Raw genomic sequence first — 20,712 nt, forward strand, 5'->3', positions numbered from 1 at the left:
CAAACGTCAATGTGTCTGCTATACTCTAACCATAGATTGATAAACTTCGATATGAAAGGAGGCGCCGTGATGGAGGAAAGGGAAGCGGTTCGCGTATTCAAGGCTTTGGGTGATGAAAAGCGGCTGCGCATCTTGTTGCTCTTGCGGCAGGGGGAACGCTGTGCCTGCGTGCTCCTGGAACACTTGAACCTGTCCCAGCCGACGCTGTCCCACCACATGAAGATCCTCTGCGATGCCCAGCTGGTCACAGGCCGCAAGGAAGGGAAGTGGGTCTATTATTCCCTCAACCGCGCCCAGGCCCAGGTCCTGGAACAGGCCGTTCACGACTTATTCCAGCCCAGTGCCGTGTCGGCAGAGGACGAAGCCTGCCGCTGCCAGTGAGGCAGGCCCTTTTTTCAGCTTATACATTGATAAATGTAAATATATAAATTTCTATTTAGGAGGTCTTTCATCATGAAACATATGGAAATCTTTGAACAAGCAATGTGCTGCCCGACCGGTCTCTGCGGTCCGTCTATCGATCCGGAACTCTTGCGCGTATCGACGGTCCTGGACACGCTGAAACAGCACGGCATCGACGTCGGCCGCTATAACCTGACTAGTGCGCCCTTGAAATTCGTCCAGACCAAGGCCGTGACGGACTTTCTCCAGTACCACGGTCCTGAAGACCTGCCCCTCATCCTCGTCGACGGCGCCGTCCAGTTTGCCGGCCGCTATCCGACGAATGATGAATTTGCCAGCCTCATCGGCTTCGACCCGGCCATCCTCGAAGCCGCTCAGGCCGCTGGGGACAGCTGCTGCTGCGGCGACAGCGCCGAAGAAACAGCTTCCTGCTGCTGCGGTGACACGCCGGCGGAACCGGAAAGCCCGTCGTGCTGTTGCGGAGGTGACTGTAAATGATCCTCTACGATCCCTTTCACGTCGTCCAGACGAAATACCTCTTCCTGACCGGCAAGGGCGGCGTCGGCAAGACGTCCGTCGCCTGTGCCACGGCCGTCGCCCTGGCCGATGCCGGTAAGAAGGTCCTGCTCATCAGTACCGACCCGGCGTCGAATCTGCAAGACGTCTTTTCCATGGAACTGACCAATAAGGCCACGCCCATCGCCGCCGTGCCCAACTTGGCCGTAGCCAACCTCGACCCGGTCCAGGCCGCGGCCGAATACCGGGAAAGCGTCATCGGGCCCTATCGCGGCCTCCTGCCGGAAGCGGCCCTGCGCAACATGGAAGAACAGCTGTCCGGCTCGTGTACCGTAGAAATCGCCGCCTTCAACGAGTTCACCAATTTCCTCACCGATGAAGCCGTTGCCTGTGGCTACGACCACATCATCTTCGATACGGCGCCGACAGGCCACACCCTGCGCATGCTGCAGCTGCCGTCGGCGTGGAGCCAGTTCATCCAGAAGAGCAAACACGGCGCGTCCTGCCTGGGCCAGCTGTCGGGCCTGGAATCGCGGAAAGAACTGTATAAACAGGCCGTCCAGACCCTGGCCGACGGGGACAGGACGACGATGCTCCTCGTCGCCCGTCCCGATGCCCTGCCGCTGAAAGAAGCGGCCCGGGCGTCGAAGGAACTGGCCGCCCTGGGCATTGCCAACCAGCAGCTCATCGTCAACGGCCTGTTGGCCTCGTGGGATGACGATGCGACCAAGACGTTATACGAAAAACAGCAGGCCGCCCTGAAGGCCATACCCGAAGCCATCGCCGATTTGCCGCGCTTCCAGATTCCCTTGCGGACGTACAACATCACCGGCCTGGACCACGTCCGGGCCCTGCTCAAAGGGGAAGTGAAGGAAGCGGCGACGGAACTGACGCTGGAACGGGTCCAGCCCCTGCAGGCCGTCATCGACGACCTGGAAGCCCATCAGCGCAAGGTCATCTTCACCATGGGCAAGGGCGGCGTCGGCAAGACGACTGTCGCTGCCGCCATCGCCCTGGGCCTGGCCCGCCGCGGCCATCGCGTCCACTTGACGACGACCGACCCGGCCGCTCACTTGCAGTACGTCGTCAGCCAGACGGACAACCTGACCCTGAGCCATATCGACCAAGGGGAAGAGCTGAAGAAATACCAGGATGAAGTCCTGAGCCAGGCCAAAGCCAACGGCCTGGGCCCGTCGGACCTGGCCTACATCGAAGAAGACCTGCGCTCGCCGTGCACCCAGGAAATTGCCGTCTTCCATGCCTTTGCCGACATCGTCGAAGCGGCCGACGACCAGATCGTCGTCATCGACACGGCGCCGACAGGCCACACGCTGCTGCTCCTGGAATCGACGGAAAGCTACGACCGGGAAATCCGCCGGACCCACGGTTCGACGCCGCCGTCAGTACAGCACCTGCTGCCGCGCCTGAAAGGGGACGAAACAGAAGTCGTCATCGTCACCCTGCCCGAAGCGACGCCGGTCTATGAAGCCCTGCGCCTGGAAGCGGACCTGAAGCGGACGAAACTGCGCTCGAAATGGTGGGTCATCAACAAATCCTTCTATCAGGCCCGGACGACGAGCCCCCTGCTAAAAGCCAAAGCGTCCCACGAAATCGCCTGGATCAACAAAGTCGACGACCACACCCAGGGCCACACGGCCCTCATCGCCTGGCGCCCCGACGAAGTCCGCGGGGAAGTCCTGGGAAAATTATAGTCTGTAGTTGAGCGTTTGTAGTTTGTAGTAAAAGGGCTTGTCATCGTGTAGCAAGCCCTTTTTCAGATATTAAACATTCATATATTTCAATTTATCTATTTATAGGAGGCGCGTTATCATGGAACATGAATCACACGCAGGCATCAGTTTTTTTCAGCGATATCTGACCCTTTGGGTCTTGTTATGCATGGTCGTCGGCGTAGCCATCGGTTATGCCCTTCCGGCTGTGCCAGCCTTTTTAGATACCTTACAGGTCATGGGGATTTCTATTCCCATTGCCATTTTGATTTGGCTCATGATTTATCCGATGATGATGAAAGTCGACTTTCAGAGCATCAAAGCCGTAGGACGCCAGCCTAAAGGCTTGTTCGTCACTTGGATTGCCAACTGGCTCATCAAGCCTTTTACCATGTATGCTATTGCCTGGTTCTTCCTTTTCGTCCTCTTTGGTTCGTGGATCCCTGCGGACCTGGGCCGGCAATACTTGGCTGGCGCCGTATTGCTCGGTGCGGCTCCCTGTACGGCCATGGTTTTCGTCTGGAGTACACTGGTCAAAGGGAATCCGGCCTATACCGTCGTCCAAGTCGCGACGAATGATTTAATCATTCTCATCGCTTTCGTACCTATCGTCAAGTTCCTTTTAGGAGTTTCACAAGTTGCGGTTCCTTATAGTGTCCTCTTTGTCAGTATCTTCCTGTTCGTCGTCATTCCTCTGGCAGGCGGTATCCTGACCCGGATGACTGTCGTCAAACGAAAAGGTCTCGATTATTTTGAACAGCACTTTGTACACAAATTCGATTCGGCAACGACGTGGGGACTGTTGCTGACGCTGGTCATCATTTTCAGCTCCCAAGCCCAGGTCATCTTATCGAATCCACTCCACATCGTCCTCATCGCCATTCCCCTTACCTTGCAGACCTTCTTTATCTTCTTCCTTGCCTATGGAGCCTGCCGGCTGCTGAAACTGCCCTTCGACATTGCCGCACCGGCCGGGTTCATCGGCGCTTCTAACTTCTTTGAATTGGCCGTTGCCGTAGCCATTGCGCTCTTTGGCGTCACCAGCCCGGCAGCCTTGGCGACGACCGTCGGTGTCCTGACCGAAGTCCCGATTATGCTGACCCTGGTCCGCATTGCCTTAGCAACTAAAAACTAGCTACGCTAGTCCCTGGAATTGTAGGGGCTTGCTGCAGCAAGCCCGCTCCAGAATATGTGTGCTTTCCCAATCAGTTTTCTGGAGAAATCGTCCCCATATCCAACGGGCGCCCCCTCTACTGCGGTCCGTTTCAGCAACCGTCCTGCCATTCCTTACAGTCATGACCTGACGGGCTGAAAAGGCACGTGGTCGCCCCTACAAATAAAACCCCATCCGCTAACCACGAACCACGAGCCACTAAAAAGCGGCTGTCTTCAAAGGACAGCCGCTTTTTCCTACTTCCCTTCGTAATAATACCGCGTCCACATGACGACTTCCGACAGGGACGGGTGAGGGGTCATGGTTTCGCTGAAGGTGTAGACCGATTTGGGATTGAGGGTCCGCGTCAGCGGTTTGGCCCGCAGGGCCTGGACCGTCGGCGACGCGATGTCTTCGTGGATGGGATGGACGACGTGGGTGCCGCTCATGAGGTTATTGATGAAAGGCTGGATGAGGATGGATGCTTCGGGGCCGACGATGTGGGCGCCGAGGATGAATTTCGTCTTCTTGTCGATGACCAATTTGACGAAGCCGTCGTCTTCATCGCCCGGTTCGTAGCCCATGGCGTAGCCCTTGGCCGACGATGAATAGTGGTTGATGGCCGTTTCGACGTCATAGCCTTTCTTCACGGCCTGGTCTTCCGTCAGGCCGACGTGAGCCGCTTCGGGATAGGTGTAGGTGACGGCCGGCACGGCATCGTAATCGGCCCAGCGCCACGTTTCCGGTTCGTTTCCGGAAAAGAGGTTGTGTGCCAGGATTTCCGCTTCGTAATTGGCCTTGTGGCGGAAGGGGGCCAGGCCGTTGACGTCGCCCAGGGCCCAGATATTTTCAGCCGTCGTTTCCAGGAATTCATTCGTTTCGATGTAGCCGCGCTTGTCCAGGCGGACGTCGGTATTTTCCAGGTGCAGCAGTTCCGTCATGGGCCGGATGCCCGGAGCGACCAGGATTTCTTCGGCAGCCACTTCGCCTTCTTCGCCCGTCGTGCGGTCGCGGAAGGACAGGACCTTCAAGCCGTCGCGCTGGCTGACGGAAACCGTGTCTTTATTGAGGCGGATATCCATGCCGTAGCGCTGGAACTGCTTGAGGATGAATGCCGATACGGCCGGGTCTTCCTTGGGCAGGAGGCGGACATTGTGCTGGACCATGGTGACCTTCGTGCCGGCGGCGTCGAAGACGTGGGCAAACTCACAGCCGATAGGGCCGCCACCGATGATAATCAGACTCTGGTAGGGCTTCTTCGGATACGACGGGCCGAAGAACGATTCCGACGTCAAATAGCCCGCTTCTTCCAGGCCCGGCAGGGAGGGGATATTGGTCCGGCCGCCAGTAGCAACGAAAATCTTATCGCCCGTCAAAGTGACGCTGCTGCCGTCATTCAGGGCGATGGCGACGGTGTGGTTGTCGACGAAAGACGCCGTGCCGTTAAAGGTGTCGACATTGGGGAACTGGTCGTAATAACTTTGAATAGCCGGACTTTCATCGACCTTTTCCCACAGTCGCTTGGACAAGATATCCCAATCCAGGCGGACGTTGTCGGCAAAGACGCCGATACGGCTCCCTTCGCGGATTTCGCGGATGCGGTTGGCTGTCGTGACCATGACCTTCGTCGGGATACAGCCGCGGTTCAGACAAGTCCCGCCGAACCGGCCGCGTTCAATGACAGCCACCTGCAAGCCCTGGGCCAGGGCCGCATCGGTCACAATATTGGCTGCCCCCGTACCGATGACAATGACATCATATTTCTTCATAAATAGCGCTCCTTTATTTCTAACAAAATATTAAATACAACCTTTTTAGTATAGTATAAGCGAAAGCGGCCTTTTTGACAAGGCCATATGAGCAGCTGGCTGCTAGCCGCTGGCCACGAACCACGGAATTCCCACAAGCGGGCCGCCTTTACAGGACGGCCCCTACGAGCCACGAGCCACGAACCACGAAAATCCCCTTTACACAACCGCCCGGGTCTTTACACAACCGCCCGGGTATAGTATAATAGCTATGTCGTACGGGTGCTCGGTGTCTCGATGACTCCGACGATCACTTAGCACTTTGCGAATAGATTCAATTTTTTTACACATGGAGGAAAGATACAATGTTAAGCGTAGAAGAAAAAAAAGCAATCGTAGCTAAATTTGGTGCCAATGAAAACGATACGGGTTCTCCGGAAGTACAGATTGCGCTCCTCACGAGCCGCATCATCTATTTGACGGAACATCTCCGCAGCCATAAAAAGGACCATGCATCCCGCCGCGGCCTGTTGAAACTCGTCGGCCAGCGCCGTAACTTGCTCGGTTACTTGCAGAAACACGATCTCAATCGTTATCGTGCAATTCTCGAAAAATTGAACTTGCGTAAATAATCTCGCATACTGTGAGGCTGATGCTGATGTGACTGCATCAGCCTCTTTTTTCAGGACACAGGGTGGTAGGTTGTAGCCTGGGTATATCGCCGATGTTCCCGGACTAGTGCCTATCACCTGTGAATTCAAGGAGGTAACAATGGAAGAACCGAAATTCCAAATGGATTTCGCCGGCCGCCCGCTGGTGATTGAAGTCGGCAAACTGGCTAAACAGGCCAGCGGTGCCGCATTGGTCCGTTATGGCGACACGGCCGTTTTCGTCACGGCTACGGGCTCGAAGGAAGCGCGTGAAGACGCTGACTTTTTCCCGCTCACTGTCGATTACGAAGAAAAGACGTACTCCGTCGGCAAGATTCCCGGCGGCTTCATCAAACGCGAAGGCAAACCGCCTGAATCGGCAACCCTTTTTGCCCGCCTCATCGACCGTCCGATCCGCCCGCTCTTCCCGAAGACATACCGTCATGACGTCCACGTCGTGGCTTATGATTTCTGCGTAGACCATGACAACGCTCCGGAAATCGCCGCTATGATCGGCGCATCCGTATCGCTGTGCATGTCCCATATCCCCTTTGCCGGCCCGATTGCCGGTGTCCGCGTCGGCCGCGTCGATGGCCAGTTCATCATCAACCCGACCGTCGCCCAGAGTGAACAGAGCGACATGGATATCGTCGTTGCCGGTACAAAAGACGCCATCCTCATGGTTGAAGGCGGCGCTCACGAAGTCCCGGAAGAACAGGTCCTGGACGCCATCATGTTCGCCCATGAAGAAATCAAGAAAGTCGTCGAATTCCAGCTCAGCTTCCTCGACAAGATTTCCGTACCGAAACAGGAATTCGTCGAAAAAGAACCGCCGGCAGATATCGTCGAAGCTGTCCACGCTTATGGCGAAGAAGCCATGAAGACGGCTATCTTCACGGCTGACAAAGTCGAACGCGAAGAAAAGATGGACGCTGTCGAAGCCGACATTTATGAACACTTTGCCGACATCTATCCGGACAACGCCGATGATGTCGCTGAAGTCACGCAGAAGATGATCAAGGAAATCGTCCGCCACATGATCGCCGTCGACAAGATCCGTCCTGACGGCCGCCGTGTCAACGAAGTCCGTCCGGTCAGCTGCGAAGTCGGCCTCTTTGCCCGCACTCACGGCACAGGCCTGTTCACCCGCGGCCAGACGCAGATCATGAGCTTCTGCACCCTGGCTCCGCTGTCGGAATGCCAGCACATCGACGGCGTCGGCCTGGAAACAGACCGCCGCTACATGCACCACTACAATTTCCCGTCCTTCTGCGTCGGCGAAACGAAATCGTCCCGCGGTCCCGGCCGTCGTGAAATCGGCCACGGTAAACTGGCAGAACGCGCATTGACCCAGGTCATGCCCAGTGAAGAAGAATTCCCGTACGCCATCCGCGTCGTATCGGAAGTCCTCGAATCGAACGGCTCCAGCTCCATGGGCAGCGTTTGCGGCAGCACCCTGGCCCTGATGGATGCCGGCGTGCCCATCAAAGCGCCCGTTGCCGGTGTCGCTATGGGCCTGGTCACCAAAGGCGATGACTTCACTATCCTGACCGATATCCAGGGCATGGAAGACGCCTTGGGCGACATGGACTTCAAAGTCGCCGGTACCATGAAAGGGGTCACGGCGATTCAGATGGATATCAAGATCAAAGGCCTCAGCCGTGAAATCCTGGCCCAGGCTCTGAAACAGGCCCACGAAGGCCGTATGCACATCATGGGCAAGATGATGCAGGTCATCAGTGAACCGCGAAAGGAGCTCTCTCCCTACGCTCCGCGCATCATCTCCATGCACATCAAGCCAGATAAGATCCGCGACGTCATCGGGCCGGGCGGCAAGATGATCAAGCAGATCACCGAAGAAACAGGCGCCAAGATCGACATCGACAATTCGGGCCTGGTATACATCGCTGCCGTTGACGGCGAAAGCGGCCAGAAGGCCAAAGAATGGATCGAAAAACTGACCGAAGACGTCGAAGTCGGCAAGACCTACGTCGGCAAAGTCACGCGCATCATGAACTTCGGCGCTTTCGTCGAAGTCCTGCCGGGCAAAGAAGGCCTGGTCCATATTTCCCAGCTGGCTAAAGAACGGGTTGAAAAAGTCGAAGACGTCGTCCACGTCGGCGATGGAATCATGGTCAAATGCGTCGAAATCGACAGCCAGGGCCGTGTCAACCTGTCCCGCAAAGCCCTCCTGGGCGGCGGCGACGAAGGCCCGTCCCATCGCAGCCGGGGTCCCCGCGGCGGTCACAATCACGACCGTCAGAAACGGTAGGGCTTATGGCAGGCAGAGGATTTGAAATCGTCACGGCCTATGAAGGCTGTGGCATCCATCTTCCCGTCCGCAAGACGGCCAAGAGTGCCGGCTATGACTTGGAAGCCGCAGAAACGACGGTCCTGGCACCGCATGCCGTCACCGTCGTCCCGACTGGGCTGAAGGCCTTCATGGAAGACGATGAATACCTTTCCATCTTCATCCGCTCCAGCTTGGCCTTCAAGAAGGGCCTCATGCTGGCCAACAGCACGGGCATCGTCGACAGCGATTACTACAACAATGCCGACAATGAAGGGCATATCATGATTGCCTATTACAATACCAATGATCAGGCCTATACCCTGGAAAAGGGCGAACGCATCGGTCAGGGTATCTTCATGAAGTACCTGACCGTCAACGACGACGCTGCCAGTGGTATCCGCACTGGCGGCATCGGCAGCACGGGAAAGTAAAAAAGTGAAAATGAGATAATATACCTATCTGGAGGGTTTTGCCTCCCCTGATAGGGGAGGTGGCCCAACGGGCCGGAAGGGTTGCACTGAAAAAACAACTTCTCAGCCAGCCTGCGGCTGCCAGCTCCCCTATTAGGGGAGCCTTTTTTTGAAAGGATGATGAATCAAGTGAGTATCAGCAAAGAAACACTCGTTTCTCGTAAAGAAATCATGAAGGGCCGGGTCCTGCACGTCACGGTCGATACGGTTTCCATCGACGACGGCCAGGGCGGCGAAAAGAAGACGGCCACGCGCGAAGCGGTCTGGCATTTCGGCGCCTGCGCCATCCTGCCGCTGACCAATGACGGCAAGATTATCCTCGTCCGCCAGTATCGCTATGCTGCCGCCCAGGTCATGCTGGAAGTGCCGGCCGGCAAAATCGAACACGACGGCGAATCGCCCGATTACTGCGCCGCCCGGGAACTGGAAGAAGAAGCAGGCGTCACGGCTTCGGAAATCCTGCCCCTAGGTTATACCTATACGTCGCCGGGATTCTGCAGTGAACGGATTTACCTCTATCTGGCCCGGGGCCTCCAGAAAGGGAAGCAGCACCTCGACGACGACGAATTCATGAACGTCGAATACTACACGCCCAAGGAAATGGAAGACCTCATCGATAAGAACGAAATCACCGATGCCAAGACTATCGCAGCTTTTGAAAAAGCCCGCAAATATCTGCCGGGATTATAAGGAGGGAACCCTATGAAATTCAATCGCATCATCGTCATCGTCACGGACAGCGTCGGCGCCGGCGATGCACCGGATGCCGAAAAATTCGGCGACAAAGGAGCCGACACGTATGGTCACATCGACGCCAATGTACCCTTGAAGGTGCCTAATCTGCGCCGCCTGGGTCTGGGCCGCGTCGCCCATATCCATGCGGAACCGGCCGATGTCGTCGGCTCGTATGGCCTCATGCAGGAAATCTCGGCCGGCAAGGATACGACCAGCGGCCATTGGGAATTCATGGGCAATCCCGTGGAAAATCCCTTCCCGACCTTCCCCGATGCCTTCCCGCCGGACCTGTTGAAAGCCTTTACGGAAAAGACGGGCTACGGCTACATTGGCAATGAAATCGCGTCGGGCACGGAAATCATCGAACGCCTGGGGCCGGAACATTTCCGCACGGGCCTGCCCATCGTCTACACGTCGGCAGACAGCGTCTTCCAGATTGCCGCCCACAACGACGTCATCCCCCTGGAAGAATTGTACCGCATCTGCGACATTACGCGCCGCGAAGTCTGTGTCGGCCCTTATGAAGTAGGGCGCATCATCGCCCGGCCGTTCATCGGGACCCAGGGCCATTTCGTCCGCACTGGTGACCGCCGCGATTACAGCCGTCTGCCCAAGCGGAAAATGGTCTTCTCCTATTTGTCCGAAGCGGGTTATGCCGTCGTCGGCGTCGGTAAGATCGGCGACATCTACGCCCACATCGGCCTGACCGAATCGTACCACACGGCCAACAACCACGAAGACATGGAAGCCCTGCGGACCCAGCTGGCAGCTCATCGCCAGGATAAGGGCCTGCTCATGGCCAACTTCGTCGACTTCGACAGCATGTACGGCCACCGCCGCAACGTCCAGGGCTATGCCGACTGCCTGGAAGCCTTCGACCAGGAACTGGGCCAGCTCCTGACGGAAATCCACGACGACGAACTGCTAGTCATCACGTCGGACCACGGCAACGACCCGACCTGGCACGGCACGGACCATACGCGCGAACGGGTACCGCTCCTGCTCTACAGCCCGGCCCTGAAGGAATCGGTCGACTTAGGGCTCCGCCAGACCTATGCCGACCTGGGCATGAGCATCATGGATAATTTCGGCCTGACAGGCCTTGAATTCGGTACCAGCTTTTTATCGGAACTGAGGTGATCCTATGTGGCCCATCGACTGCATCGAACACAAACGGGACGGCAAGGTCCTGACGAAAGAAGAAATCTCGCGCTTCATCACTGACTATACGGCAGGGCGCGTCGCCGACTACCAGGCGGCGGCCTGGCTCATGGCCGTCTATTTCCAGGGCATGACTTATGAAGAAACGAAGGAACTGACCCTGGCGATGGCCCATTCCGGCGATATGGTCGACTTGTCGTCCATTCCGGGCATCAAAGTCGACAAACACAGCACCGGCGGCATTGCCGATACGACGACGCTCATCGTCGCGCCCTTAGTGGCGGCAGCCGGCGTCCCCGTCGCCAAGATGAGCGGCCGCGGCCTGGGCTTCACAGGCGGCACGGCAGATAAACTGGAATCCATCCCCGGCTTCCACGTCGTCCTGCCGGAAGAACAGTTCCTGGAACAAGTGCGCCGCATCGGCCTGTCCCTTATCACCCAGTCCGGCGAAATCGCACCGGCTGATAAGCTGCTCTACGCCCTGCGCGACGCGACGGCGACGGTAGAGAGCATCCCTCTCATCGCCAGCTCCATCATGAGCAAGAAAATCGCCTCTGGTGCCGATGCCATCGTCCTCGACGTCAAATACGGCGACGGCGCCTTCATGAAGACCCAAGAACGGGCGCGGGAACTGGCCCGGACCATGGTCGGCATCGGCAACCTCGCCGGCCGGCCGACACGGGCCGTCGTCACGTCCATGGAAGCGCCTCTGGGCACGGCTATCGGCAACTGCCTGGAAGTCGATGAAGCCGTCGAAGCCCTGTCGGGCAAAGGCGGCCGGCGGCTCATGGAAGTCGTCGAAGCCATCGGCGCCCAGATGCTCATCGTCGGCGGCAAGGCCCAGGACGAAAGGCAGGGGAGAGCCATGATCCGCGACCTCGTCGCTTCCGGCAAGGGCCTGGCTAAGTTCCGGGAATTCGTCAAGGCCCAGGGCGGCAGTACGTCGTGGATCGGCAAGCGGCCCCTCACCAAGGCGCCCCAGGTCTTTACGGCCGTCTGCACCGATGAAGGCTGCATCACCCGCATCGACGGCCGGGCCCTCGGCGAAATCGCCATGGCTATGGGCGCCGGCCGGGCCCGCAAGGAAGATGCCATCGACCCCATGGTCGGCATCCGCCTGTTCAAAGAGCTCTATGACCCGGTCCGTCCCGGCGAAGCCCTGTTCACCTTATATGGCAAGGAAGGCGCCGATATGATGGCCCTGGCCCGGCAGGTCGCCGACCACATCATCGTCACAGCCGAACAGGCTCCCGTCCAGGAACCGGTCATCAGCGAAATCATCGTCTAAATAGAAAGGAATCCCATGAAAGAAACACGGCAAATCCCCGTCCAGAAGGGGAAAACCTATGATATATCCATCGTCCGCCTGGGCAGCAGCGGCGAAGGCGTCGGACGCCATGAAGGCTTTACGGTCTTCGTGCCCTTCGCCCTGCCCAGTGAAACCGTGCGGGCCCGCATTACCCTGGTCAAGAAGACCTATACCACGGCTTCCCTGGTCGAAGTCCTGAAGCCCTCGCCGGACCGGATCCAGCCCCAGTGTCCCGTCTACGACCGCTGCGGCGGCTGCCAGCTCCAGCACCTGAGCTATGAAGGGGAATTGAAGGAAAAGCGCCAGCAGGTCCGGGATGCGCTGGAACGCATCGGCCACCTGCAGGGCCTCGACGTCCTGCCGACCCTGGGCGCCCATACGCCCTGGCATTACCGCAATAAGATGCAGTTCCCCGTCGCCGCTGCCGGCAAGGGCAAAGTCGCTATCGGCTGTTTCGCTGCGGCTACGCACGAAGTCATCGACGTGACGGACTGCGCTATCCAGAAAGAAGGGAACAACGCCATCGTCGCCGTCGTCCGCCAGTGGATGAAGGACTTCAAGATCCCCGCCTATGACGAAGACGCCCGGACGGGCATCGTCCGCCACATCATGGGCCGCGTCGGCGTCCATACGGGTGAAATCATGGTCTGCCTGGTCACGGCCTGCGATATGGTGCCGCACATGAAAGACCTGGTCCAGCGTCTGCGCCGCGACATCCCGGGCCTGACCAGCGTCGTCCAGAACGTCAACAAGCGCCACACCAACGTCATCTTGGGACCCAAGACCAAGACCGTCTACGGCAAAGGGACCATCCACGACTCCATCGGACCCCTGACCTTCCACATTTCCGCCCAGTCCTTCTTCCAGGTCAACAGCGAACAGGCCCAGCGCCTCTATGAAACGGCCCTCGACTTTGCCGACCTCAAAGGCGGCGAAACCGTGGCCGACGTCTACTGCGGCACCGGGACCATCACCCTGTTCCTGGCCCAGAAAGCCAAGCAGGTCTACGGCATCGAAATCGTCGCCCCGGCCATCCGCGACGCCGTCCGCAACGCCAAAGACAACCGCGTCGGCAACGCCCAGTTCATCTTAGGCGACGCCATCTACAAACTGCCGGAACTTATCAAAAACGGCGTCCGTCCCGACGTCATCGTCCTCGACCCGCCCCGGGCCGGCTGCGGCGAACCGGTCCTCAAAGCCATCGCCCAGAGCAAACCCAAACGCGTCGTCTACGTCTCCTGCAACCCGGCCACCCTGGCCCGCGACCTGGCCTACCTCGACCAGCACGGCTACCACACCACCAAAGTACAGCCCGTGGACATGTTCCCGCGGACCCATCACGTCGAGTCCGTGGCCTTGTTGACCAGAGCTCACTAATTGAATCGGGATTACCTAAACAGGACCTGCGCACATAACTGTGCACAGGTCCTGTTTCTGTATGCAAAAAATTATAGCTGAGACGAAAGATAAACAGAAACAAAACAATCAACTAACCCCGATTGGGGTTGCGTAGGGGCTGTCCCAAGCCTTTTTGGCCCGTTGCGAGATTTCATCAAAGCCCATTCTGGCATCATCATAAACTTTGGCTATTCACAGGATTCTCAGCGGGACGCCTTGTTCAGGACGTCCCCTACGAAATCGCATACAGGCGATGAGAGGGTTACTAATTTTCAAATCCGATTTTGTATAGAGGGTACAAGATGAATAAAATGGCCTGAACCCGCTTTTTTTGTTATAATAAAGGTATTATGCAGAAGGGAAGGGCTAGTGTATGGAATTAGAAGAATGTCGTCGGGAAATCGACGTATTGGACCGGGATTTGACGAAAATACTGGAACGGCGCATGCAGGTCGTCGCTGAAGTCGCCGCCTATAAGAAGGAGCATCATATGGAAATCTATGACCCCCGCCGGGAACGGCAGGTCCTGGATAAGATCGCCAATCTGACCGTCCAGAAGGAATTGTCGCCGTATCTGCGGCGTATTTATCAGTGCATCATGGATGAGAGCAAGAAATACGAACGGGAGCATATGGGGCTGTGAAGATGGAACAAATCGTAGTACGAGGCATTGCGGAACGCCTCTTATTTGAAGCGCCCGATTCGGATTACCGCGTCTTCCGCCTGCACGATGAAGACGATGATGCGACATATACCGTCACCGGCCACGGGACGAAACCCCTCGTCGGCGACCGCCTGGAAGTGAAGGGCCACTGGGTCCAGCATAAGCGCTATGGCCGCCAGTTCGCCGCTGACGGCTGGAGCCGCATCATCCCCGAATCGGTCGACGGCATCGAACGCTTCCTGGGCAGCGGCGCCGTCAAGGGCATGGGACCGGCCCTGGCCCACCGCGTCGTCGCAGCCTTTGGCAAGGATACCATGGCCGTACTGGAAAAAGACCCGCAGCGGCTCCTGGAAGTCGAAGGCATCGGCCCTAAGAAGCTGGCTGTCATTACGGAATCCTTCTATGAAGAAAAACAGGTCAACGACATCGCCTATGACCTGGAACAGCACGGCGTCGCCGGCCGTTATGCCAGCCGGCTCTTGCAGAAATACGGCGACGACGTCCACTACGTCCTGACGGAAGAACCGTACCGCATGATCGCTGAACTCGACGGCATCGGCTTCAAGACGGCCGACCAGATTGCCCTGGCCTACGGCATGGACCGGCAGGACCCGCAGCGCCTCAGCGCCGGCCTGACCTATGTCCTGCGGACGATGACCCAGAATGGCCACGTCTGTATCCCAGATACGGAACTGGTCCGGCGGGCGGCTTTCATCCTCCAGGCTGATGCCCTGGGGCTGCACGACATCCTCCGGGAAGCCATCGAAGTGGGCCAGCTCTGTACGGCCGATTTTGAAGGGACTTTGTACGTCTACACGCCGGAAGCCTATGAAGAAGAGGAATATATTGCCGGGCGCATCGGCGAAATGGGGAATATGAAGCCCCTGCCCATGAAGACTCACGTCCAGCTCTTCCTCGACCGCTGGCAGGATGCGCGCCATTTCGAGCTGGCCGACAAGCAGCGCGAAGCCGTAGAGAAATCCCTGCAGTCCGGCATGACCGTCATCACCGGCGGCCCTGGGACGGGCAAGACGACTGTCGTCCAGACCATCATCCGCCTGGCCGAACAGGAAGGCCTGCGCATCCTGCTTTGTGCACCGACGGGACGGGCGGCCAAGCGCCTGGCCGAAACGACGCAGCGCAAGGCCAAGACCATCCACCGCCTGCTCGTTCCCGACGGCCACGTCGGGGCCATGCAGGTCTTTGAATACAACGAAACGAAGATGCTGCCGGCCGACCTGGTCATCGTCGATGAAGTATCCATGCTCGACATGGAAATGATGTACCATCTCCTCAGCGCTCTGAAGCCGCAGTGCCGCTGCATCCTCGTCGGCGACGCCGACCAGCTGCCATCGGTCGGGGCCGGCGCCGTCCTGCACGATATCATCGCGTCCGGTCAGGTCCCGGTCGTCCGCCTGGATACGATTTTTCGTCAGAAAGAAGGGGGCCGCATCGTCACCAATGCCCATCTCATCAACAGCGGCCGCCTGCCCGTCGTCAATGAAGACACGGAATTCCGCTTTGTCGAAATCGACAACGAAGCCGACGGCGCCGAAAAGATAAGCGCCCTCTATAACAGCGAATTATTGGAAACGGGCGATAAATTCGCCGTCCAGGTCTTGTCGCCGATGTATAAGAACCCCTGTGGCGTAGATAACCTCAATCAGCTCATCCAGGAACGGTTCAACCCGCCGGCCGAAGGGAAGGCCGAACTGAAAGGGAAGAACGTCGTCTTCCGCGTCGGCGATAAGGTCATGCAGAAGCACAACGACTATGAAAAAGGCGTCTTCAACGGCGATATGGGTGAAATCTTTGCCATCCAGAAGGACATGGTCTATGTCCGCTATCCCGAACAGGATGTCAAATACGAAGGCCAGGAAGTCGATGAAATCACCCTGGCCTATGCCATTACCGTCCACAAGAGCCAGGGCAGTGAATACCACACGGTCATCATGGTCCTGGTCAACAGCCACGCCATCATGCTCCAGCGCAACCTCTTCTATACGGCCGTCACTCGGGCCAAGCGCAAAGTCATCCTCGTCGGCACCAAGCGGGCCGTCCAGACAGCCGTCCAGAACCAGCGCACGAGCCGCCGCTTCACACTGCTCATCCCGCGCCTGCAAGGAGAACTCATCGTCTAGGGAGGGAAGACCATGTCCCTGATCACGCAGCTTTTCAACCTCTTATATCCGCCGCGCTGTCCGTCCTGCGGCGCCATAGTAGCCCATGATGGCGACTGGTGCCCAGCCTGCCTGGCCGCCATCTGGCATCCCCGGCGCATCAACAAGACGCCGGCTGTGAGGCACCTCAGCGCCTGTTACTGCCTGGCCGATTACCGCGGTACCATGCGCCATGTCCTGCACGACATCAAATATAACGGCAAGCCAGGGAAGTGCCGGGCCTGCCGGACCCTGCTCGACTGCTTCCCATGGCCGGAACGGTTTGCCCGCATCGACGTCGTCGTCCCCGTGCCGTTGGCACCGGAAAAATTACAGCGCCGCGGCTTCAACCAGGCCGAAGCCCTCTTTCGCGACTGGGCCTCAGCCCGCTGGAACTGGTGCGACGCCTTGCAGCGCCTGCGGCCGACGAAAGTCCAATGGCAGCTCCGGCGGGATGAGCGGACAGCGAACGTCCACGATGCCTTTGCCGTCAAAGAAACCATCGACGTCGATAAAAAACACATCCTCCTCGTCGACGACATCTTCACGACTGGTGCGACCTTAGAAGCCTGCGCTCATGCCTTGAAACAAAAAGGCGCCGCCAGCGTGACGGGCCTCGTCATCGCCAGCGGTGCACCATAAAATAAACGCAGTTCGCAGGCGGCCGGCGTTCTTCAATTCGATGAACGATGAACGACCTACGATGAACGTAAAAAGCGCTGTCTTCATGCGACAGCGCTTTTTGATTACAATGTGTTATTAACCTAATGTTTCAATAAAAGCTTTGACCACTTCCGGATCAAAGAGCAGGCCCGACGCGCTGAAGAGTTCGCGGACGGCCTGTTTTTTGGTTTTCGCCCAGAATTCTGCCGACGGGTTGATGATCATGTCGTAGTAATCGGCGACGGCGATGATGCGCGCCCCCAAGGGGATATTGGCGCCGCGCAGGTGTTTGGGAAAGCCCGAGCCGTCCCAGTGTTCGTGGTGATAGCGGATGTAAGGCACGATGTCCTGGCAGCAGGGGATGTTTTCCAGCATGTTGCCGCCGGCTGCGGCGTGGCGCTTGTACTGCGCCTTTTCCGAGCGGTTGAGATAGGGCATCTTGGCCAGCAGGGTATTGGACACGAAGAGCAGGCCCACGTCATGGAGGAGTGCTGCGTATTTCACTTGTTCGATTTCACTCTTGGGCAGCGTCAGTTTGGCGGCGACGCTGACGCTGTAGTTAGCGACCTGCAGGGAATGCATATATAAGCGCTGACTCTTCAACTGTATGAAATTGAGCAATTCCGCTGTAATGGCGTCGAGGGACGTCATTTCTTCCCGGGCAATGCCCGCAGCCTGTTTTAACGATACCATATACATGACCAACAAACCCTTTCATCTGCAAACGTGTTACTTGTTCGTCGTCCGATGTGCCCGACGTACCTTCTGCGGATGGCGGAGGATGTTGAACATCTTCACACTCGTCTTCTTGATGCGTGCACCGGTGTTTTTCATGCGCCGTGCCGTCGTGATCTTCGATTTGCGTTTCGGGCGCATGTCTCGGATAGAGCCGAAATCACCGCGGCGGATACTTGTCGCTTTGATGCGGTCTGAGCGGAGGTTTACCTTCAGGGTGCTCATGATCTGGCTCGTCTTGAGGTCGATATTAAAACTGTAGATGTCCACTGCCACGTAGGACAGGGGAGGATAGGCGTGAATACAAATATGTGCGTTGCCGGAAACGGCAATACACGTCAGTTCGTCGTCGATATGGAAGAATGTAATCCCTTCGACAGGGGCGCCGACGAGGTCGAACGCGCGCTCTACCAAGGGCTGCAAATCTTCGGCCTCCGAAAAGGAAGCCTTGCAGTTATAAAAATCGATGAGTACATGTTTTCCTAATGTGTTATTCATAAATCTCCACCCGTTACTTAGTTACAGCTTATTATATACTGTTTTCGGGCTAATGTAAACAGAAAAAAAGACCCGTTCCCGATGTTTTTTTGCATCAGGAACGGGTCCTTTATGCGCCAGCCGCCAGCCACTCACTGCTGACAGCTGACTGCTAGCCGCTGACCGCCAACTGCCAGGGGTTAGTGTCTGACAGCGTTTTCCACATACTAACAGCTAACAGCTAACGGCTAATAGCTCGCCACACTCACGCGGCATGGGCACGCATGGGCGTGAAGGTGAAGCCATTGCCGTCGTAGCCGATGGTGACTGTATCGCCTTCGCGGATAGTACCGGCGATGATGTCGCGGCTCAGGGCCGTTTCGACGGTATGCGTGATCAGGCGGCGCAGCGGACGGGCACCGAACTGCGGGTCGAAGCCTTTGTCGGCCAATTCCTGCAGGGCTTCGTCGGTCCAGGTGAGGTGGATCTTGACCTGTTTTTCCAGACGTTTGCCCAGGCGTTCCAGGAGGATAGCGGCGATATTGCGTACCTGGTCTTTCTGGAGCGCTTTGAAGACGACGATGTCGTCGACACGGTTGAGGAATTCCGGACGGAAGTACTGTTTAAGCAGTTCACGGACTTTCTTGTTGGCTTCGTCGTAATCCTTCGATTCGAGGATTTCGTGGGAGCCGAGGTTACTGGTCATGATGATGATGGTGTTCTTGAAGTTGACTACACGGCCTTTGCCATCGGTCAGGCGGCCATCATCGAGAATCTGCAAAAGGACGTTGAAGATGTCCGGATGGGCCTTTTCGATTTCGTCGAGGAGGATGACGCTGTACGGACGACGGCGGACGGCTTCAGTGAGCTGGCCCCCTTCATCATAGCCGACATATCCCGGAGGAGCCCCGATCAGGCGGGATACGGTATGTTTTTCCATGTATTCCGACATATCGATACGGATGATGTTGCGTTCATCATCGAAGAGGGCTTCAGCCAGGGTCTTGGCCAGTTCGGTCTTGCCGACACCGGTCGGGCCGAGGAAGATGAAGGAACCAATCGGACGGTTCGGATCCTTGATACCGGCACGGGCGCGGATGATAGCATCGCTCACGACGCGGACGGCATCGTCCTGGCCGACGACCCGTTTATGCAGCGTTTCGTCGAGGTGCAGGAGTTTTTCCCGTTCGCCCGTCATCATCTTGGTGACCGGGATACCCGTCCAGCGGCTGACGACCTGGGCGATATCTTCTTCGCCGACTTCTTCTTTGAGGAGCTGCGAATCCTGGTGTTCAGCCAGGTAGGCTTCCTGTTCCTTCAACTGTTTCTGCAGTTCCGGCAGTTTGCCGTACTTCAATTCCGAAGCCTTGGCCAGGTCGTAATTGCGTTCTGCCTGGGCCATGTCGCTCTTGACGGCGTCGATTTCCTTCTTCAGGCCCTGCGTGCGCAGGATGGACTGTTTTTCTTTATCCCACTGAGCTTTGAGCTTGCTTTCTTTTTCTTTCAGTTCGTTCTTCGTTTCCGTGATCTTAGCCAGGCGTTCTTTGGAAGCGTCGTCCGTTTCTTTGTTCAGGGACTGTTCTTCGATTTCCAGCTGCATGATCTTATGGCGCAGTTCGTCAATCGGCGTCGGCATGGATTCGATTTCCGTACGCAGTTTGGCGGCAGCTTCGTCGACGAGGTCGATGGCCTTATCGGGCAGGAAACGGTCGGAAATGTAGCGGTCCGACAAGACGGCGGCAGCGACCAGGGCTTTATCACGGATGCGGACGCCATGATGGACTTCGTAGCGTTCTTTCAGACCACGGAGAATGGTGATCGTGTCTTCAACAGAAGGCTGATCGACCATGACCGGCTGGAAACGACGTTCCAAAGCGGCATCTTTTTCGATGTATTTCTGGTATTCATTGAGCGTCGTAGCGCCGATGCAGCGCAGGTCACCGCGGGCCAGCATCGGTTTCAGGATGTTGCCTGCATCCATGGAGCCTTCAGAGGCGCCGGCACCGACGACAGTGTGGATTTCATCGATGAAGAGGAGAATCTGGCCGTCCGATTTGGCGATTTCATTGAGGACCGATTTGAGTCGTTCTTCAAATTCGCCACGGTATTTGGCACCGGCGATGAGGGAACCCATATCGAGGGAGTAGAGGGTCTTGTTCTTCAGCGATTCCGGGACGTCGCCGCTGACGATACGGCGGGCCAGGCCTTCGACGATAGCCGTCTTGCCGACACCCGGTTCACCGATGAGGACCGGGTTGTTCTTACGGCGGCGCGAGAGAATTTCGATGGTGCGGCGGATTTCGTCGTCACGGCCGATGACCGGGTCCAATTTATTCTGGCGGGCAGCAGCGGTCAAGTCGCGGCCGTATTTTTCCAGGGCCTTGTAGTTTTCTTCCGGGTTATCGCTGTTGACGTTGGCCTTGCGGTTGGCGTTGATGGTACTCATGAT

General features: G+C 57.3%; 18 protein-coding genes. 14 read left to right on the forward strand and 4 right to left on the reverse strand.

Going from position 1 to position 20,712, the window contains the following annotated elements; all coding sequences use genetic code 11:
- The first annotated feature begins 69 nt into the window (after nt 1-69).
- From WMO23_RS07280 to arsB, 4 genes are all read left to right on the forward strand, one after another.
- Nucleotides 70-381, forward strand: a complete 312-nt coding sequence (locus WMO23_RS07280) for an ArsR/SmtB family transcription factor (RefSeq protein WP_020310865.1) — start codon at nt 70-72, stop codon at nt 379-381.
- 72 nt (nt 382-453) lie between these two features.
- Nucleotides 454-900 (forward strand): arsenite efflux transporter metallochaperone ArsD, encoded by a 447-nt coding sequence (gene arsD, locus WMO23_RS07285; protein ID WP_020310864.1) that lies wholly within the window; start codon nt 454-456, stop codon nt 898-900.
- Complete coding sequence (arsA, locus tag WMO23_RS07290) at nt 897-2,630, forward strand: arsenical pump-driving ATPase (protein WP_296818617.1); 1,734 nt, start codon at nt 897-899, stop codon at nt 2,628-2,630. Before arsD ends, arsA begins: the two co-directional genes overlap by 4 nt.
- 118 nt (nt 2,631-2,748) lie before the next feature.
- Nucleotides 2,749-3,783, forward strand: coding sequence for an ACR3 family arsenite efflux transporter (arsB, locus tag WMO23_RS07295; protein ID WP_020310862.1), 1,035 nt, complete (start codon nt 2,749-2,751; stop codon nt 3,781-3,783).
- Between the two features lie 275 nt (nt 3,784-4,058).
- Here arsB and WMO23_RS07300 read toward each other — a convergent pair whose 3' ends face one another.
- Nucleotides 4,059-5,570, reverse strand: coding sequence for a dihydrolipoyl dehydrogenase family protein (locus WMO23_RS07300; protein WP_296818623.1), 1,512 nt, complete (start codon nt 5,568-5,570; stop codon nt 4,059-4,061).
- Nucleotides 5,571-5,914: 344 nt separating this feature from the next.
- Between WMO23_RS07300 and rpsO the strand changes: the two genes are divergently transcribed.
- From rpsO to WMO23_RS07350, 10 genes are all read left to right on the forward strand, one after another.
- The gene (gene rpsO / locus WMO23_RS07305) at nt 5,915-6,181 is read left to right on the forward strand and encodes a 30S ribosomal protein S15 (RefSeq protein ID WP_020310860.1); all 267 of its coding nucleotides are present in this window, start codon (nt 5,915-5,917) and stop codon (nt 6,179-6,181) included.
- A 139-nt stretch (nt 6,182-6,320) separates the two neighbouring features.
- The gene (gene pnp, locus WMO23_RS07310) at nt 6,321-8,471 is read left to right on the forward strand and encodes a polyribonucleotide nucleotidyltransferase (protein WP_349173664.1); all 2,151 of its coding nucleotides are present in this window, start codon (nt 6,321-6,323) and stop codon (nt 8,469-8,471) included.
- A 5-nt stretch (nt 8,472-8,476) separates the two neighbouring features.
- Entirely contained in the window at nt 8,477-8,923 is a 447-nt protein-coding gene (locus WMO23_RS07315; RefSeq protein ID WP_292106698.1) for a dCTP deaminase/dUTPase family protein, read from the forward strand.
- Between the two features lie 168 nt (nt 8,924-9,091).
- Complete coding sequence (locus tag WMO23_RS07320) at nt 9,092-9,652, forward strand: NUDIX hydrolase (protein WP_020310857.1); 561 nt, start codon at nt 9,092-9,094, stop codon at nt 9,650-9,652.
- 12 nt (nt 9,653-9,664) lie between these two features.
- Nucleotides 9,665-10,837, forward strand: coding sequence for a phosphopentomutase (locus WMO23_RS07325; RefSeq protein WP_020310856.1), 1,173 nt, complete (start codon nt 9,665-9,667; stop codon nt 10,835-10,837).
- 4 nt (nt 10,838-10,841) lie between these two features.
- The gene (locus WMO23_RS07330; RefSeq protein ID WP_020310855.1) at nt 10,842-12,146 is read left to right on the forward strand and encodes a thymidine phosphorylase; all 1,305 of its coding nucleotides are present in this window, start codon (nt 10,842-10,844) and stop codon (nt 12,144-12,146) included.
- A 15-nt stretch (nt 12,147-12,161) separates the two neighbouring features.
- Nucleotides 12,162-13,544, forward strand: a complete 1,383-nt coding sequence (rlmD, locus tag WMO23_RS07335; protein WP_349173667.1) for a 23S rRNA (uracil(1939)-C(5))-methyltransferase RlmD — start codon at nt 12,162-12,164, stop codon at nt 13,542-13,544.
- 394 nt (nt 13,545-13,938) lie between these two features.
- Complete coding sequence (locus tag WMO23_RS07340; RefSeq protein WP_020310854.1) at nt 13,939-14,208, forward strand: chorismate mutase; 270 nt, start codon at nt 13,939-13,941, stop codon at nt 14,206-14,208.
- 2 nt (nt 14,209-14,210) lie between these two features.
- Nucleotides 14,211-16,370 carry an SF1B family DNA helicase RecD2 gene (gene recD2, locus WMO23_RS07345; protein ID WP_349173669.1) on the forward strand — a complete coding sequence of 720 codons (2,160 nt, stop codon included), beginning with the start codon at nt 14,211-14,213 and terminating at the stop codon, nt 16,368-16,370.
- Nucleotides 16,371-16,382: 12 nt separating this feature from the next.
- Complete coding sequence (locus WMO23_RS07350) at nt 16,383-17,030, forward strand: ComF family protein (protein ID WP_349173671.1); 648 nt, start codon at nt 16,383-16,385, stop codon at nt 17,028-17,030.
- Nucleotides 17,031-17,147: 117 nt separating this feature from the next.
- On the opposite strand, the gene WMO23_RS07355 is transcribed toward WMO23_RS07350, so the two are convergent.
- The 3 genes from WMO23_RS07355 to clpB all read right to left on the reverse strand — a co-directional run.
- Nucleotides 17,148-17,750, reverse strand: a complete 603-nt coding sequence (locus WMO23_RS07355) for an HD-GYP domain-containing protein (protein WP_020310851.1) — start codon at nt 17,748-17,750, stop codon at nt 17,148-17,150.
- A gap of 30 nt (nt 17,751-17,780) precedes the next feature.
- The gene (locus WMO23_RS07360; RefSeq protein WP_292106713.1) at nt 17,781-18,284 is read right to left on the reverse strand and encodes an S-adenosylmethionine decarboxylase family protein; all 504 of its coding nucleotides are present in this window, start codon (nt 18,282-18,284) and stop codon (nt 17,781-17,783) included.
- A 244-nt stretch (nt 18,285-18,528) separates the two neighbouring features.
- The coding region (gene clpB, locus WMO23_RS07365) for an ATP-dependent chaperone ClpB (RefSeq protein ID WP_349173673.1) at nt 18,529-20,712 on the reverse strand (2,184 nt) is incomplete at its 5' end.

Origin of the sequence: Megasphaera intestinihominis (assembly GCF_040096415.1) — a bacterium.
In the GTDB taxonomy this organism is placed as follows: Bacteria; Bacillota; Negativicutes; order Veillonellales; family Megasphaeraceae; genus Megasphaera; species Megasphaera intestinihominis.

Bases quoted from the DNA above. Each gene is read 5' to 3' on its own strand.
- arsA (WP_296818617.1), top strand. From the start codon at position 897: ATGATCCTCTACGATCCCTTTCACGTCGTCCAGACGAAATACCTCTTC.
- WMO23_RS07315 (WP_292106698.1), top strand. From the start codon at position 8,477: ATGGCAGGCAGAGGATTTGAAATCGTCACGGCCTATGAAGGCTGTGGC.
- arsB (WP_020310862.1), top strand. From the start codon at position 2,749: ATGGAACATGAATCACACGCAGGCATCAGTTTTTTTCAGCGATATCTG.
- arsD (WP_020310864.1), top strand. From the start codon at position 454: ATGAAACATATGGAAATCTTTGAACAAGCAATGTGCTGCCCGACCGGT.
- WMO23_RS07355 (WP_020310851.1), bottom strand. From the start codon at position 17,750: ATGTATATGGTATCGTTAAAACAGGCTGCGGGCATTGCCCGGGAAGAA.
- WMO23_RS07325 (WP_020310856.1), top strand. From the start codon at position 9,665: ATGAAATTCAATCGCATCATCGTCATCGTCACGGACAGCGTCGGCGCC.
- WMO23_RS07330 (WP_020310855.1), top strand. From the start codon at position 10,842: ATGTGGCCCATCGACTGCATCGAACACAAACGGGACGGCAAGGTCCTG.
- WMO23_RS07350 (WP_349173671.1), top strand. From the start codon at position 16,383: ATGTCCCTGATCACGCAGCTTTTCAACCTCTTATATCCGCCGCGCTGT.
- WMO23_RS07340 (WP_020310854.1), top strand. From the start codon at position 13,939: ATGGAATTAGAAGAATGTCGTCGGGAAATCGACGTATTGGACCGGGAT.
- WMO23_RS07280 (WP_020310865.1), top strand. From the start codon at position 70: ATGGAGGAAAGGGAAGCGGTTCGCGTATTCAAGGCTTTGGGTGATGAA.
- recD2 (WP_349173669.1), top strand. From the start codon at position 14,211: ATGGAACAAATCGTAGTACGAGGCATTGCGGAACGCCTCTTATTTGAA.
- WMO23_RS07360 (WP_292106713.1), bottom strand. From the start codon at position 18,284: ATGAATAACACATTAGGAAAACATGTACTCATCGATTTTTATAACTGC.
- rpsO (WP_020310860.1), top strand. From the start codon at position 5,915: ATGTTAAGCGTAGAAGAAAAAAAAGCAATCGTAGCTAAATTTGGTGCC.
- WMO23_RS07300 (WP_296818623.1), bottom strand. From the start codon at position 5,570: ATGAAGAAATATGATGTCATTGTCATCGGTACGGGGGCAGCCAATATT.
- pnp (WP_349173664.1), top strand. From the start codon at position 6,321: ATGGAAGAACCGAAATTCCAAATGGATTTCGCCGGCCGCCCGCTGGTG.
- rlmD (WP_349173667.1), top strand. From the start codon at position 12,162: ATGAAAGAAACACGGCAAATCCCCGTCCAGAAGGGGAAAACCTATGAT.